This window comes from Sphingobium sp. (assembly GCF_035511395.1).
In the GTDB taxonomy this organism is placed as follows: domain Bacteria; phylum Pseudomonadota; class Alphaproteobacteria; order Sphingomonadales; family Sphingomonadaceae; genus Sphingobium.
Genome location: NZ_DATKFP010000315.1, coordinates 1 through 14,569, shown reverse-complemented (window position 1 = coordinate 14,569; position 14,569 = coordinate 1). Strand labels below are relative to the sequence as shown.

General features: G+C 60.5%; 12 protein-coding genes and 1 pseudogene. 7 read left to right on the top strand and 6 right to left on the bottom strand.

Annotated elements, in window-relative coordinates:
- Window positions 1-246 precede the first annotated feature (246 nt).
- The 5 genes from istB to VMR39_RS21875 all read right to left on the bottom strand — a co-directional run bounded on the left by istB (window position 247) and on the right by VMR39_RS21875 (window position 5,008).
- Window positions 247-1,056: an IS21-like element helper ATPase IstB gene (istB, locus tag VMR39_RS21895; protein WP_024018982.1), complete on the bottom strand. Its 810-nt coding sequence runs from the start codon at window positions 1,054-1,056 to the stop codon at window positions 247-249.
- The gene (gene istA, locus VMR39_RS21890; protein WP_024018981.1) at window positions 1,056-2,561 is read right to left on the bottom strand and encodes an IS21 family transposase; all 1,506 of its coding nucleotides are present in this window, start codon (window positions 2,559-2,561) and stop codon (window positions 1,056-1,058) included. The genes istB and istA overlap by 1 nt, the downstream gene beginning before the upstream one ends.
- 161 nt (window positions 2,562-2,722) lie before the next feature.
- Complete coding sequence (locus VMR39_RS21885) at window positions 2,723-2,875, bottom strand: hypothetical protein (RefSeq protein WP_161942147.1); 153 nt, start codon at window positions 2,873-2,875, stop codon at window positions 2,723-2,725.
- A gap of 209 nt (window positions 2,876-3,084) precedes the next feature.
- Entirely contained in the window at window positions 3,085-3,654 is a 570-nt protein-coding gene (locus VMR39_RS21880; protein WP_031308889.1) for a DUF4142 domain-containing protein, read from the bottom strand.
- Between the two features lie 517 nt (window positions 3,655-4,171).
- Window positions 4,172-5,008, bottom strand: a complete 837-nt coding sequence (locus tag VMR39_RS21875; RefSeq protein ID WP_024018979.1) for an IS5 family transposase — start codon at window positions 5,006-5,008, stop codon at window positions 4,172-4,174.
- A gap of 769 nt (window positions 5,009-5,777) precedes the next feature.
- Between VMR39_RS21875 and VMR39_RS21870 the strand changes: the two are divergent.
- Window positions 5,778-6,143: pseudogene (locus tag VMR39_RS21870) on the top strand (transposase); the annotation flags it as partial.
- Here the strand turns inward: VMR39_RS21870 and VMR39_RS21865 are convergent.
- Window positions 6,120-7,049, bottom strand: coding sequence for a DMT family transporter (locus tag VMR39_RS21865; protein ID WP_024018977.1), 930 nt, complete (start codon window positions 7,047-7,049; stop codon window positions 6,120-6,122). The pseudogene VMR39_RS21870 and the gene VMR39_RS21865 sit on opposite strands and share 24 nt — an antisense overlap.
- A gap of 137 nt (window positions 7,050-7,186) precedes the next feature.
- Between VMR39_RS21865 and VMR39_RS21860 the strand changes: the two genes are divergently transcribed.
- From VMR39_RS21860 to VMR39_RS21835, 6 genes are all read left to right on the top strand, one after another.
- Window positions 7,187-8,566, top strand: a complete 1,380-nt coding sequence (locus tag VMR39_RS21860) for an aromatic ring-hydroxylating oxygenase subunit alpha (RefSeq protein WP_008827665.1) — start codon at window positions 7,187-7,189, stop codon at window positions 8,564-8,566.
- 25 nt (window positions 8,567-8,591) lie between these two features.
- Window positions 8,592-9,116 (top strand): aromatic-ring-hydroxylating dioxygenase subunit beta, encoded by a 525-nt coding sequence (locus tag VMR39_RS21855; RefSeq protein ID WP_008827666.1) that lies wholly within the window; start codon window positions 8,592-8,594, stop codon window positions 9,114-9,116.
- Between the two features lie 42 nt (window positions 9,117-9,158).
- Complete coding sequence (locus tag VMR39_RS21850; protein WP_024018976.1) at window positions 9,159-10,256, top strand: NAD(P)-dependent alcohol dehydrogenase; 1,098 nt, start codon at window positions 9,159-9,161, stop codon at window positions 10,254-10,256.
- A gap of 72 nt (window positions 10,257-10,328) precedes the next feature.
- Window positions 10,329-12,995, top strand: coding sequence for a pyruvate, phosphate dikinase (ppdK, locus tag VMR39_RS21845; protein WP_008827668.1), 2,667 nt, complete (start codon window positions 10,329-10,331; stop codon window positions 12,993-12,995).
- Between the two features lie 7 nt (window positions 12,996-13,002).
- A complete protein-coding gene (locus VMR39_RS21840; RefSeq protein ID WP_235219030.1) occupies window positions 13,003-14,010 on the top strand; it encodes a dihydrodipicolinate synthase family protein in 1,008 nt (335 codons plus the stop codon).
- Window positions 14,011-14,035: 25 nt separating this feature from the next.
- Window positions 14,036-14,569: 2-dehydropantoate 2-reductase (locus tag VMR39_RS21835; RefSeq protein WP_325419061.1), on the top strand; the 534-nt coding region annotated here is incomplete at its 3' end.

Genomic DNA, 14,569 nt, shown 5'->3' with positions numbered 1-14,569 from the left:
ACATTTACGGAGGCCGGTTGGCGTCAATTATGATGGCCGGTAAGCGGCCGCACCGAGTGGTGGGATTTGGGTATCACGCGAGCCTTGTAGTGGCAACGGGCCTTGGGCAACCGGATGTTGGTAATTGTCGCTGGCGCCGGTGGTGAAGGCAGCTGTGGCATTGCGGGAGTAATTGACGGTGGCGACAATTACCTGGTGTCGCAATGCCTTATGCGGAATGCTCCCTGGACGCGAGGTTGGCGACAATTACGATGGCCGGTCCGATGCCGGGCCGGTTGGGTGATTATTGGCTGGTTCGATGCGACTGATGGCGGAGCGTTTTCGGTAGCTCTCGCCGTTCATCTCGATGATGGTTGAGTGGTGAACGAGGCGGTCGATGGCGGCGACACTCATGGCGGGATCTGGAAAAACGTTGTCCCAAGCGGAAAATGGCTGGTTGGCGGTGATCGCGATCGAATGGCGCTCGTAGCGATGGGCGATGAGCTCGAACAGGGCGCTGGTCTCGACCTGATCCTTGCGGACATAGGACAGATCGTCGAGCACGATGAGGTCGTACTTGTCGAGTTTGTCGAGCATGGAGGGCAGACTGAGATCGCGGCGCGCAGCCTGAAGTTTCTGGACCATATCGGTGGTGGAGCAGAACAGGACCCGGCGCCCAGTATCGATAAGCGTATGGCTGATCGCCGAGATGGCGTGCGTCTTGCCGGTGCCCGACTGTCCGAAGAACAACAGGTTGCCCCCATTGTCGATCCAACCATCGCCTGTTGCGAGCGAGAGCAGATGGGGTTTGCGCACACCAGGGGCAGCGTCGAAATCGAAGGTGGCGAAGGTCTTGCCTGCTGACAGGCCGGACTGGTCCCGATGCCGCTGGATACGCCGCGTGGTGCGTTCGGCCATCTCGATCTCGAGAAGCGAGGCGAGCAGTTGAACAGCAGGCCATCCATCCCGATCGGCGGTATCGGTAAGCCGCTTCCAGTTGCGGTTGATGCTGGGCAGGCGCAGGGCCTTGAGCATGGTGGGCAGCACGGCTGCGGCTTGATCCTTGGTCCGGGTCATCAGCGCAACTCCATGCTGGTAAGCAGGCTGTTATATCCGCGCGGATCCGGTGGTGGGATCGTCACCTCGTGCCTGGCTCGAAGGGTCGGAAGAAACTCCTGCCTGAGCGCGGTGACATCGGGGAGACGACCAGCATCGAGTGCCGCGTCGATGCGCAGAGCCAGCGCGTCGACACAATCTCCTCTTGCCGCGATATCGAGCAGGGCGACGGTGTCACGGCAGGCTTGGTGGGCATCAAGCTGGTCGTCGAAGGCTTGCCATGCCCGCCTGTAGGCGTGGGCGGGGAACAGGGCGTCGCGGTATACCAGGTTCCGCAATGCCCCGGGCTTGCGCCTCAGGTTGGCGATCATGTGGCGAAAATCGATCTGGTGGCCTCTTTGGGGATGCGGCATACGGACCCGTGGGGTGGTCATCACCTTGTCGGGGCCGAGGAATAGATCGATGCGGTCATCGAAGAGATGGGCGTGCAGCCGACGACCGACCAGGCGGGAGGGGACCGAATAGATGACCCTGTCGATAGGAACGGTGCCGTTACGGCTGACATCAACCGCGATCATGGCAAAGTCTGTGGTGCGGTGTGCTGGCAGGCGTCCCAGCAGGCGGCGTTCCTCGTCGACGAGCCTGGCCTTGCGGCGGTTCTGCTTGGCGACTTCGGCTTCTACAAAATCGCGCCAGGCGCCGAGGCTGTCGAAGTCCCGGCTGCCCCGGCGACGCAGGGCTTGGTCGAGGCGTCGCTTGAGATGGCCATGAGGGCCTTCGATCGAGCCGTTCTCGTGGGCCTCGCCGCGGTTGTTGCGGGTCGCGATCATGCCGTAATGACGGCAAAGGTCGTCGTAGCTGCGGGTGAAATCCCGCTGCGCATCGGCGTCGAGGTTCTTGTAGGCAGCGGACAGGGAATCGCTGCGGTGCTCGACCGGGACGCCGCCCAGCTTCCACAGCGCATCCTGCAGATGCTCGGACAGGGCGGCAAAGCTCTCGCCCCCCAGTACGACAGCGGCATGCTCCCAGCCACTGCAGGCCAGGCGGAAATGATAGAGCCGGTGGGCGAAAGGCTCGCCGGTGATGGTGACCTTCAGGTCGTCGCAGACCGTGAAATCCGATAGGCCCTGCCGCCCGCTCTCGTGGCGCTGCGGGAAGAATATCTCCTTCTCCTCGCCATGCAGCGCCCGCCAGCGGGCAATCCGACGTTCGAGCGTGCGCCTGATCCTGTCGGGAACGGCCTCTTCGCCAAACTCGTCCTGTAGCGTCTCGAAGATGGTGACGGCGAGAATGCCGTCGATCTTGAGCAACTCCTCGATACGGGGCCAGAAAGGCTCAAGAGGATCGGCGCGGGTGCGCCAATGGCGTCCCTGCTTCTTCTGGGAAGGCAAGCGCGGATCGTTCTCGATCCGGCGTGCGCTACGCTCGCTAATACCGGCCTTGGCGGCCGCAACGGACTGGGTGTGATGGCGACGTTCAACCATGAAAAGAAATACCTGCTGATCGGAAAGGTGGTGGCCCGGCATCGCAACCCATCGCTTCAATGTTCGATGAGTGTTCCGATACCACCGCTCGCCGCAGCCCGATCCGCACTCCCGCCCAGGGGAGAAAAGATCGCCATCGGTTGTCTGGCCTGCTCTCCGGTCGGGGCTCCGCCCCTCCCTGCGATCAGGCCAGACAACCGATCCTACCGGCCATCATAGTTGCCGCTGAACCGGCCATCGTAAATGTCGCCGCGCAGCCACACCATCAGCGATGGTGACCTTGCGGGCGTGTCGGGGAGCGCAATCGTCGGCAGAAGCTCTCCTCGCTCACCGAAGAGGGACGTGCTCTCGCGCAAGCGCTTTTCGAAGATCTCAGGCCCAACCTGGCGAATGCTTACTGGGGCAGCAAACGTATCGGCCGTTACGGCTGCTGACAGTGATGGAGCATCTCTGCTGGCCGGATCAGGCGAGCAATGCCGCCGGCTACAACCGCAGCATCAATGGCAGTAAACAGGTGCCGGACCAGGTCTGGGGGGCTGCGTCGACCTGGCCCGGCGGGTATCACCTATCCTGCAAGCCCGGTGGGGGTCAGCGACTTGCCGGTGGCGAGCTCGTTCTCCAGCACCGGGACCGCGGTACCGGCGACCTGCTGCAGCGCCGGGTCGGTTCCGTCCTGTGCGTAACCCTTATGCACCGCCCAGGTATCCTGCTGAACCTGCGCCGACTGGGTGAGATAGAGGTTGTCGAAAGCGCTCTTCGGCGCCTTCTGGAGCAGCTTGAGGAGGGCAGCGCGGTCGGCGGAAAGGGTCGAGGACGGCGCCTTGATCGTGCGCTGATCGTTCTTCAACGCCGCCAGCAGCGCTTTGTGGCTACTTTGCGTCTCTGCCAGAACGCGCTTCGCATAGGCCTTGACGTCATCACGCTGCGCGCGCGTCGCGGCGAGCTGCGACGCCTTGATCTGGTAAAGATTGGCGTCGGCCGCGGCGAGCACGTAGTTGGGTCCACTCTGGCTTGCGATCGGCGAGACGCCGATGTCGGCGCTGGTCATCGTTCCCGAAGTCGCCGGCGAAACAGCCTGAGCCAACACCGGAACTGGCGCCAGGGTAAGCAGCGCGGCAAATATCGCAATCTTCATCGAAATCATCCGTTGGTTTTGTTAGACATTGACCAAGATCAACGGCTCAAACGATAAGGAAACGGAACGGTTCCCTTTTTGGGTCTAATCTGGGTAAATCGGCCCGGCGCGTGACGGCGGGGGGCAGACCTTTGTCGGCGATCGGCCGCCTGATCCGCAGCGCCAGCAGCTCAGCGACATGACGCGCACCCAGCTCGGACATGGTCGCATTCTTTTCGCCATACCCGTTATCGCTGACTATCCTCGACCATGACAAGCTTCTCTCAAAGATCGCTCGTGCGGTCGATAATAAGCGGGTAGGTAATTTAGTTGTTCGCGCGCATATCACTGATGTCCGACCGGGCCAGTTGAGTGCGTCAGGTCAAGGCGTTTACCTGCTGGTATGGGGCGGGTAGACAGCGACAATCGAACTCGCGACAGACTAATTGCCGCGCGAACCTTGCACTGTGAGGATTTGACATCCAAGGCAGCGGTACCACGGTGAGCGTCGGGATTAAGAGCCGGATTCGGAAGTTTCTCAATTCTGACAAAGCCTTGCGGTTCTGCGCGTGAGCATGCGGATTGAGGCGACGAGGGCCCAAGCGGTGGACGAGGCTATGGATCGCTCCCAGTCTTTTGCGAGCCGACGACAGCGCCCGAGCCAGGCAAAAGTCCGTTCGACCACCCATCTGCGGGGCAGCACCTGAAAGCCTTTCGCCTTGTCCGATCGCTTGATGATTTCGATCGTCCATTTGCCCATGCCAACCAAGGCGGATCGTAGCTTATCGCCTGCGTAACCGCCATCGGCAAAGATGTGTCGCAGCCAGGGAAACCGTTTGCGAATGGCTGCCAGCACATCGACGGCCCCATCTCGGTCCTGAATATCGGCGGCATGTACGAGGATGAAGATGAGGAAGCCGCAGGTGTCCGTCAGGATATGTCGCTTCCGGCCTTTCACCTTTTTGCCCGCGTCATAGCCCGAGATTCCGCCACTTTCGGTGGTCTTGACCGATTGGCTGTCGATCACTCCGGCGCTGGGCGAAGCTTCACGCCCTTCGATTTCCCGCAGGTTCATGACCAGCACCGTGTTGATCGCGTCGAACAGACCGGCATCGCGCCAGGCATAGAAATAGCGCCGCACCGTCGATACCGGAGGAAAGCACTTCGGCAGAAGCCGCCACGCCCACCCGCTTGCCGCGATGTACAGCATCGCGTTCAGAACCTCGCGCATGTCGGTAGTCCGGCGTCGGCCACCTCGCCTCGCCGGTGGAACGAAAGGTGCTGCCAGCACCCACTCCGTGTCCGTCATATCCGATGGATATCGCAAACCTTCCCGACTATGCTCACGCCGGGCAATACCAGTCCATGCCACCATCCACTCCTTCTTGTCGCAAAGAGGCGTGAATCACAACATGCTGGTATTGCTCAACAACTTTCGGATCGGGCTCTGAAATATGCTTTGATATCAGCATAGCCAATTGCGGTCCTCTCGATGCAATTAGCGGCGGCGGTTCTTATCGCGTGCCTCCGGCGCCGGAGGCACGCAGCCGATTTCATTGTCCATCGATCCCCCGTCTTGATCAGATCTGCGACGAGCTGGCGCGACGCCTCCCCAATCGTTCCTACCATTCGCGCGCTCTCGCCCCGATCGCGCGCGGTCTTCATGGCCCCGTCGCCAATCGCCTGAGCAGGCGCAAGGCGGGGACCCGGCGGCACTCGACCCTTGGCTATCTCAGCCCCATAGATTTCGAACGGGAAGCTGGCGTAGCCTGGTTGAACCTATCTCGGTGTCCGCCAAACCGGCAGCCCGCTCGGTAGCAGTAGTCGTCACCGGCGAAGCGTCGAGCGATCCCGCTGAGACGGGAGCCGCGGGCGTGGTGAAGCTCCTCGATCAGCTCGCCGGATACGCCAGGGTAATAGACGCGCCTGCTCCGCGACGCGTCCGCTCATCGCGCGGTTCGCGCGTGTACTTCTCTGTAATGACTTCAACGCCGCCGACGCCGCCATGAAGGCGCGGCTTGGAAGCGACGTGCCAACGCCTTCAGTTTTAGTCCCAAGGAGATCGTCCGGTTCATCAAATCTCGGCCTAATTCCAGCCACGCGCTGGACGAGGCGAATGGGCGCGCTGTCTGGCCGCAAGCCCTGGCCGGACACTCGCCTTGCTGGTCCATAGCGCTGAGGTGCAGGATCGCGATGGCGCTGTGCCGCTGCTCAAGCAATCGCGCCAGCGCCACCCTTGCGTTGAACATATCTTCGCCGACAGCGCCTACAACAGCGATCGCGTCCGCAACGCTACCGCCATGACCGTCGAAATCGTCCGGAAATTCGCCGATCAGACCGGCTTCGTCGTCCATCCAAGGCGATGGGTCGTCGAGCGGAACTTCGCATGGAGCAATCGAAACCGACGCCTCGCCAAGGACTTTGAGCGAACCATAAATTCCGCGACTGCTCTGCTATACGCCGCAGCAGCCAGGGCCTCATTGACCTTATGTCTTGACCCGACGCGATAAGAGGATTGATGCAACCACCAACAGCGAACCGATTAGGTGGTATTTTGCGAACCGTTCTCCAAGCAGAGGTACGGCCATCAGGACCCCGAGCACCGATGGCAGGTTCATGTAGACCCCCGCGCGGCCCGAGCCGACCAAGGCGACCGCGCGATTGAACAGCGCGTAGGACAGCAGCGAAGGAAATATCCCGATATAGAGCAGCGATGCGAGCGCAGCAGGTGAAGCCACGGTCAGGCCAGCCCACCAGAGGTGCCAGGCATAGGGCACACTCAAAGCCGCGATCCCGACCCCGAACAGGACAGCCAGCAAACTGAGGTGGTGCATCGCCGGTGCGCGGCGCAGGAAGGTGGCATAGGCGGAATAGAGAAAAACCGCAATGATGGCGAGCAGATCGCCTCGGTTCAGCGCATCCCAGCGCAGATAGTCGGGATGCCCCTTGGTCATGATCCACGCGATTCCGGTGATCGAAAGGAGTGCGCAAACGAGGAGGATCGGGCGCACCCTCTCCCGAAACAGCACAACTGGCATGAGCAGGGTCATCACCGGCATGGTCGATTGCAACAGAAGATTGTTGGTCGCGGTGGTGAACTGCAGGCTTTGATAGACGAGAAAAGAAAACAGCCCCACCCCTACAGCCCCGAGGAGCCCAAGGAACCGCCAGCCGCCAACAATGGCGGGCAGGTCGTCGCGGAGGTGCCGCCAAGCGAAAGGGAGCACGAAGACCAGCGCCACCACCCACCGCCAGAACGCCAGAGTCACAGGTGAGAGCAAGTCCTTGGCCGCCCGCCCGACGATCGGATTCAGGGCCCAAAAGAACGAGGCCAGACACAGCAATAGGGCTGGTGATTGCCAGAGCCTGGACCCAAGACCAAGGATGCTGGACGTGTTGCTATCGGCATCTTGCAACCTAACATTCTCCCCACAAACGCCCCTTGAGAATCGTCCTTGCGCCAACGGTAGGTTTTGCATATGGTGCATCGCGTTGCATGTATAGCACGAATCGACTATGCGGCACTCGTAACAAAAAGCATGGGAGCGATGCGATGAATGGATCGTCGGCACTCGTCGATAACGCCGGTGCGAGCCAGTCTCGCCGGGTGTTCTGGGATCAAGATGTCTATCAGCTGGAGCTGGAGCGAATATTCTCGCGATGCTGGCTCATGCTCGGGCATGATTCGCTAGTTCCCAAACCGGGCGACTTCATTACGACGTACATGGCAGAAGACCGTGTCATCTTGTCGCGGCAGCCGGACGGTTCGCTGAAGGCGTTCATCAATTCCTGCACGCACCGCGGCAACCAGATCTGTCATGCTGACAGCGGCAGCGCCAAGGCGTTCGTGTGCAATTATCATGGTTGGGTTTTCGGTCAGGATGGTTCGCTCGTCGATGTTCCGATGGAAGAGCGGTGCTATCACAGCGATCTCGACAAATCCAAGCTAGGGCTCGCGCCGATCCGGGTCGAAACTTACAAGGGCTTCATCTTCGGCTGCCATGATCCCGAAGCGCCATCGCTTGAGGACTATCTGGGGGACTTCTGCTGGTACCTCGATACGATCTGGGACGGTCCGGACGGTGGTCTGGAACTGGTCGGGCCGCCGTTGAAAAGCACCCTCGCCTGCAATTGGAAAGTCCCGACCGAGAACTTCGTCGGCGATGGGTATCACGTGGGCTGGACGCATGCCGCCGCTCTCCAGATGATCGGGGGCGAGCTGGCTGGCCTGTCGGGCAATCGCGCCGACATGCCGTTTGACGACCTTGGTCTGCAATTCACCATGCGGCATGGCCACGGGTTTGGCCTGATCGATAATGCGGCGACTGCGATCCACGTCAAGCGCGACGGGTACGTCAAATATCTCGAGCAGACGCGGGGCGGAATTCGCGAAAAATTCGGGCCGGAGCGCGAACGGCTCTATGTCGGTCACTGGAATACGTCGATCTTCCCCAACTGTTCGTTCCTCTACGGAACCAACACCTTCAAGATCTGGCATCCGCGCGGGCCGCATGAAATCGAGGTCTGGACCTATACCATGGTGCCGAAGAATGCCGACACCGAAACTAAGCGGTCGATCCAGCGCGAAGCGATCCGTTCATTTGGTACGGCGGGAACGCTCGAAAGCGACGATGGCGAAAACATGTCGTCGGCCACCTACAACAACAACGGTATCATCACCCGAAAGGGGCGGATGAATTCGAGCATGGGCAAGGACCGCGAAGGGCCGCACCCCGTCTATCCAGGAATTGTCGGGGTCAGCTTCATCGGCGAAACCTCGTATCGAGGCTTTTATCGTTTCTGGCAAGAAATTCTCGATGCGCCAGATTGGGCCGCCATCCGGGCCAATGACGATACCTGGGATGCAATGTGGACCAACCGTAATTTCTGGCCTGAACGTCTGTCGGCGAAGCAAGCCGAGCCGCAAGACTGATCCCGACAGCAATCTGGACCGCAAGATGACCGAAACACGCAAGCCCGTAGGCATGGAACTGCATCATGCCATCGTCAGTCACTATTCCGCCGAGGTGCGGATGTTGCAAAACCAGCAATATCGCCAATGGTTCGATACTGTAATCGCCGAAGATATCCATTACTGGATGCCAGTTTACGAACAGCGGTTTGCACGTGACCGCCGCCCGGATCCAACCCCGGGGGATGCCGCAATCTACAACGATGACTATGCCGAGCTGCAGCAGCGGGTCGACCGGTTGCTGACGGGCCAGGTATGGATGGAAGATCCGCCATCACGAATCCGCTATTTCGTTACCAATGTCGAAGCATTCGAAATTGCACCGTTTGAATTCGAGGTGTTCTCCAATGTTCTGGTGCACCGCAATCGCCGACAGAGCGAAGTTTACGTGCACACGCTGGGACGCGAAGACAAGCTGCGGAAAACAGACAGCGGCTTCAAGGTATTCAGCAGGAAGCTGAATATCGACGCGCGCGTCGTGCAGGACAAGAATCTCTATTTCTTCGCATAAGCAAATTCGATCAAATAGAAATCAGGAAACGGGAGAGAAATAATGGACGCATACGCGGCAATTATTGAGCGTCAGGGTGGTGAATTCGTTCTGGATAACGTCTCAATCGAGGATCCGCGCGACGGCGAAGTGCTGGTCAAGGTTGCTGCAGCTGGCATGTGTCATACCGACCTGACGGTTCGCGATCAATATTACCCGACGCCGCTGCCGGCGGTGCTGGGCCATGAAGGTTCGGGCGTTGTCGAAAAGGTCGGACGCGGCGTGACCACTGTCAAGCCAGGCGACAAGGTCGTGCTCTCCTTCAGCTATTGCGGCACCTGTCCATCGTGCCTCAAGGGGCATCAGGCCTACTGTCCGAGCCTGTTCCCGCTCAATTTCATGGGCCGCCGCCTGGATGGTTCGACGCCGATTACCCGCCACGGCCAAGAGGTCAACGCCTGCTTCTTCGGGCAATCCTCGTTCGCGACCTATTCGATCGCGTCGGAAAACAACTGCGTCAAGGTTGCCGACGACGCACAGATCGAACTTTTGGGCCCACTGGGCTGCGGCATCCAGACCGGGGCGGGCAGCATCCTCAATGCGCTTTGTCCCGAACCTGGCTCCTCGATCGCGATCTTCGGGGCCGGGTCGGTGGGCCTCAGCGCAGTGATGGCCGCCAAGGCCTCGGGCTGCCTCAAGATCATCGCGGTTGACCGCAACGCAGGCCGCTTGGAACTGGCGCGTGAACTGGGCGCCACCGATGTGATCGACGCCAACACGGTCAACGCTCAGGAAGCGATCGTCGCGATGACCGGTGGCGGCGCCGACTATGCCATGGATACTACCGCCATTCCAGCGGTGCTGCGCTCGGCGGTGGACAGCACGCACAACATGGGTGAAACCGCAGTGGTCGGCGGGGCGCAGCTGGGCACCGAATTTTCGCTAGACATGAACAACATGCTGTTTGGCCGCAAGTTGCGTGGCGTAGTCGAAGGATCGAGCACCCCGCAGGTCTTCATCCCGCAACTGATTGCGATGCAGAAGGCCGGGCTGTTCCCGTTCGAGAAGCTCTGCACCTTCTATGATCTCGACCAGATCAACCAGGCCGTCGAGGATACCGAAAAGACCGGCAAGGCGATCAAGGCCATTCTCAAAATGTAGATCGCTTCTGGGGCGGCGCACCAATCGAATTGCGCCGCCTTGGACCTGCACCTGAACCTCAGGAATTTAACAATGTCGAGTGTGTTTCCCTTCGGTTCCGGCGTTCTGGTCGCAGGTCAGATTGACCTCGACAAGCGCGTCCTGGGCGGGAAGGGGGCCAACCTCGCCGAGATGGCGCGGATCGGGCTGCCCGTCCCGCCTGGATTCACGATCTCCGCCGGCGAATGCCTCGCTTATCTTGACCACGGCAGAGCTTCACTTGATCGCATCCGCGATGAGGTTTCGGCTGCTTTGGGGCTGGTCGAACGGGCGACGGGCAAGACGTTCGGCAATCCTCGCGATCCCCTGCTGGTCTCGGTGCGTTCGGGAGCGCGGGTATCCATGCCGGGGATGATGGACACGATCCTCAACCTTGGCATCAATGATGCGACCGTCACCGGCCTGGGCCAGTCCTCCGGGGATGAGCGGTTCGCGCTCGACAGTTATCGCCGCTTCATCCAGATGTATTCCAGTGTCGTGCTCGAAATCGAGCATGGCGTATTCGAGGCAGCCCTTGACCGCATCAAGGAAGATCGCGGCGTCGATGAGGATATCGATCTTCGAGTGGACGATCTGCGCGGCCTGATCGCGACCTTCAAGGATCTCGTGCTTGCCCATCACGGCGCGGCCTTTCCTCAGGATGTACATGAACAACTCTGGACGGCAATCGAGGCGGTGTTCCTCTCATGGGACTCACCGCGAGCCAAGGTCTACCGGCGCCTGAACGATATCCCCGGAGATTGGGGCACGGCGGTTAACGTCCAGGCCATGGTGTTCGGAAATCTTGGCGAGACCAGCGCTACCGGTGTCGCCTTTACCCGCAACCCTGCAACCGGCGAGAAGGCCTACTACGGCGAATGGCTGGCCAACGCCCAGGGTGAGGATGTTGTCGCCGGCATCCGCACGCCCCAGTATCTGACCAGGGCTGCCCGCGAAGCCGCAGGTGCGCGGCTTCCCTCAATGCAGGAAGCGATGCCGAAGGCCTATGCTCAACTTGCTGAGGTGTTCGAACTGCTGGAGCGCCACTATCGCGACATGCAGGACATCGAATTCACAGTCGAACGCGGCAGGCTCTACCTCCTTCAGACCCGTTCGGGCAAGCGCACTGCCATGGCCGCGCTCAAGATTGCCGTCGACATGGTCGAAGAGAGCCTGGTCGACGAAGTGACCGCGCTGCTCCGCCTCGACCCGGCCTCGCTCGACCAGTTGCTTCACCCCTCGCTCGATCCGAATGCGCCGCGGGTGCTGCTCGGAAAGGGTTTGCCTGCCTCGCCCGGGGCAGCCTCGGGGGGTGTGGTATTCGATGCGGAAACAGCGGAACGGTGGGCCGAATTTGGAGAGAAGGTCATCCTCGTCAGGCATGAGACGTCGCCTGACGACATCCATGGCATGCACGTCGCAACCGGCATTCTGACGGCGCGCGGCGGCATGACCAGCCACGCGGCCGTGGTCGCGCGGGGTATGGGCCGGCCATGCGTGGCGGGCACCGCCAGTCTCAAGATCGACCCGGTCGCGCGGGTCGCCGAGATCGGCGGCCAGCGGCTCGAAGAGGGCGCATTCATTACGATCGACGGTTCGACCGGCGAAGTGTTCCTGGGCGAACTACCGACAATCCAGCCCAAACTTTCGGGCGATTTCGCAACGGTGATGGCATGGGCTGACAAGCATCGCCGCCTGAAGGTTCGGACCAACGCGGAAACCCCGCTCGATTGCGAAATGGCCCGCCGGTTCGGGGCCGAAGGGGTCGGGCTTTGCCGAACCGAGCACATGTTCTTCGATGAAAGTCGGATCCTCGCTATGCGGCAGATGATCCTGGCCGACAGCGAAAAGGAACGACGCTCCGCGCTCGACCAGCTTTTGCCCGAACAGCGCGCCGACTTCCGACGAATCTTCGAGATCATGGAAGGCTTGCCAGTCACCATCCGCCTCCTCGATCCGCCGCTGCACGAGTTTCTGCCGCATACGGATAGCGAGTTCACCGAGCTTTCGCGGGCGATGGGTATTGACGTGGAGCAGGTTCGGAATCGCGCAATCGAATTGGCGGAAACCAACCCCATGCTGGGGCATCGAGGCTGCCGACTTGGCGTGGTCTATCCCGAAATATACGAAATCCAGGCTCGCGCGATTTTCGAGGCTGCGCTCGAAGTCGCGGGCGAGGCGGGCATGGCGGTCTGTCCCGAAATCATGATCCCGCTGGTCGGATTGCCGCGTGAACTCGAATCACTGAAGGATACCCTGTACAGGGTAGCTGAAGTCGTGTTCGCCGAAAAAGGCGAGCGGATCGCCTTTAGCGTTGGCACCATGATCGAGCTGCCGCGGGCAGCCCTGGTTGCCGACGAAATCGCTGCAAGCGGGGAATTCTTCTCGTTCGGAACCAATGATCTGACCCAGACTACGCTGGGCATCAGCCGCGACGATGCGGCGCGTTTCCTGGGTGCTTATGTGGAAAAAGGCATTATCGCCAAGGACCCGTTCGTCACTCTCGATATCGAAGGGGTCGGCAAGCTGATCGAAATGGCATCGCGCAAAGGGCGCGAAACTCGGCCCGACCTTAAACTGGGGATCTGCGGCGAGCACGGCGGCGATCCGGCCACGATCGCTTTCTGTGAGGAGATCGGGTTGGACTATGTCAGCGCATCGCCTTTCCGGGTGCCGATTGCCCGACTGGCTGCGGCCCAGGCGGCGCTGGCGCCTTCATGAACGGCAGATGCAAGCTGAAATTCTGAACCAAATCGAGATGAGGTGCACATCAATGGAATATGATCGTAAGGACGCCAAGGCTTGGGCTACGAAGACCGTCAGGGGCTTCTATCAGTGTCCGATTACCCCGATGACCGCCGATTACAAGTTCGATGTGGACGGTATCCGCTACAACATCGATAAATATGTCGAAATGGGCGTAGATGGCTTGGCCGTCGGCGGGTTCATCTCCGAATGTTGGAACGTCTCAGCGTCAGACTGGTTTCGCTATCACGAGATCGTCGCCGAGGCGAATGCCGGGCGGCTCGATCTGTGGACCATCGTGCTCGATCCCAGCGTCTATACCGCGATCGAGAAGATGCAGTTCGTCGAGAAGCTCGGGTATAACGGGGCTGAGGTGATCAACCCGGTTGTGCAGCTCAAGCGCGACGACGAAATCTATGCCTGGTTCAAGTTCCTGACCGACAACACCGATCTGGCCGTCTGCCTCTACCGGACCCCGGTTTCGGGAACCGTGCTGAGCTGGGACCTGATGCGCCGCCTGGCCGATATCGATACCGTGATCGGCGTCAAACAAGGTGCCATGAGCCGTGCCGAGACAATCAAAATCCGCCAGCTAATGCCCGAAGGCTTCAACACGATGGAGCCATTCGAATACTTCTTCCTCGACGATCTGCGTCTTGGCGGCACCGTTTGCTGGGGTGAATTGTCTTACATGCTGTACGGCAAGAAGCGCCATTTCGCCAAGGAATACATCCGCCTGGCGCATGAAGGAAAATGGGAGGAAGCGCGGGCCGCTTCCGATCAGCTCAGCGAAGTCCGCGAATTCTATCACGACAACTTCCTGTGGGATATCGCCCGCACCGCGACCTATGCCAGCGCACTTGCCAATGTGAAGGCCTGGTACGAAGCGATTGGCCTCAAGGCTGGCCCGATCCTGCCGCCGGTGGCTGATGTGACGCCGGAAAAGAAAGAGCAGATCAGGGCCAAGCTGGTCGAACTGGGCATTGCCTGAGCCGAACCAACGGGAATCCCAAAGCATGTCCAAGCAATTGCATTTCTGTTTCCACGGTGCCGGCGGGCTAGGCTCGGTCATCGGCGGATTCCTGGCGCGCGGCGGCCACAAGGTCACGCTGATTGCGCGCAAGCCCCATGTCGAGGCGATCCGCCGGGATGGCCTGAGTATTTCGGGTGTGCGGGCGCAATTCGTCCAGCGCGAAAACCTCTTCGCGGTCGAAACGCCCGAGGAGGTTGAAGGCGACATCGACTATTACATCCTGCTGACCAAGGCCAAGGGTACCGATCAGGCGCTGGCCGATGCGCAGGTGTTGGTCGATCGCACCGCTTGCGCGCTGACTTTGCAGAACGGCGTGGGCAAGGAAGGCAAACTCCAGGCCGCGTTTGGCAAGGACAAGGTGATCGGCGGCTCGATAATGGACGGGGCGACCCTGCTCGAACCGGGCAAGGCGCTCAATCACATGGCGGTTCCCGTCACCGCCTATTTCGGCGAGCTGGAAGGCGGGGAGAGCGAGCGCACGCGGATCATGGCCGTAGCGCTCGACGCTGCGGGCATG

Bases quoted from the DNA above. Each gene is read 5' to 3' on its own strand.
- istB (WP_024018982.1), bottom strand. From the start codon at position 1,056: ATGACCCGGACCAAGGATCAAGCCGCAGCCGTGCTGCCCACCATGCTC.
- istA (WP_024018981.1), bottom strand. From the start codon at position 2,561: ATGCCGGGCCACCACCTTTCCGATCAGCAGGTATTTCTTTTCATGGTT.
- VMR39_RS21880 (WP_031308889.1), bottom strand. From the start codon at position 3,654: ATGAAGATTGCGATATTTGCCGCGCTGCTTACCCTGGCGCCAGTTCCG.
- VMR39_RS21875 (WP_024018979.1), bottom strand. From the start codon at position 5,008: ATGGTGGCATGGACTGGTATTGCCCGGCGTGAGCATAGTCGGGAAGGT.
- VMR39_RS21860 (WP_008827665.1), top strand. From the start codon at position 7,187: ATGAATGGATCGTCGGCACTCGTCGATAACGCCGGTGCGAGCCAGTCT.
- VMR39_RS21855 (WP_008827666.1), top strand. From the start codon at position 8,592: ATGACCGAAACACGCAAGCCCGTAGGCATGGAACTGCATCATGCCATC.
- VMR39_RS21850 (WP_024018976.1), top strand. From the start codon at position 9,159: ATGGACGCATACGCGGCAATTATTGAGCGTCAGGGTGGTGAATTCGTT.
- ppdK (WP_008827668.1), top strand. From the start codon at position 10,329: ATGTCGAGTGTGTTTCCCTTCGGTTCCGGCGTTCTGGTCGCAGGTCAG.
- VMR39_RS21840 (WP_235219030.1), top strand. From the start codon at position 13,003: ATGCAAGCTGAAATTCTGAACCAAATCGAGATGAGGTGCACATCAATG.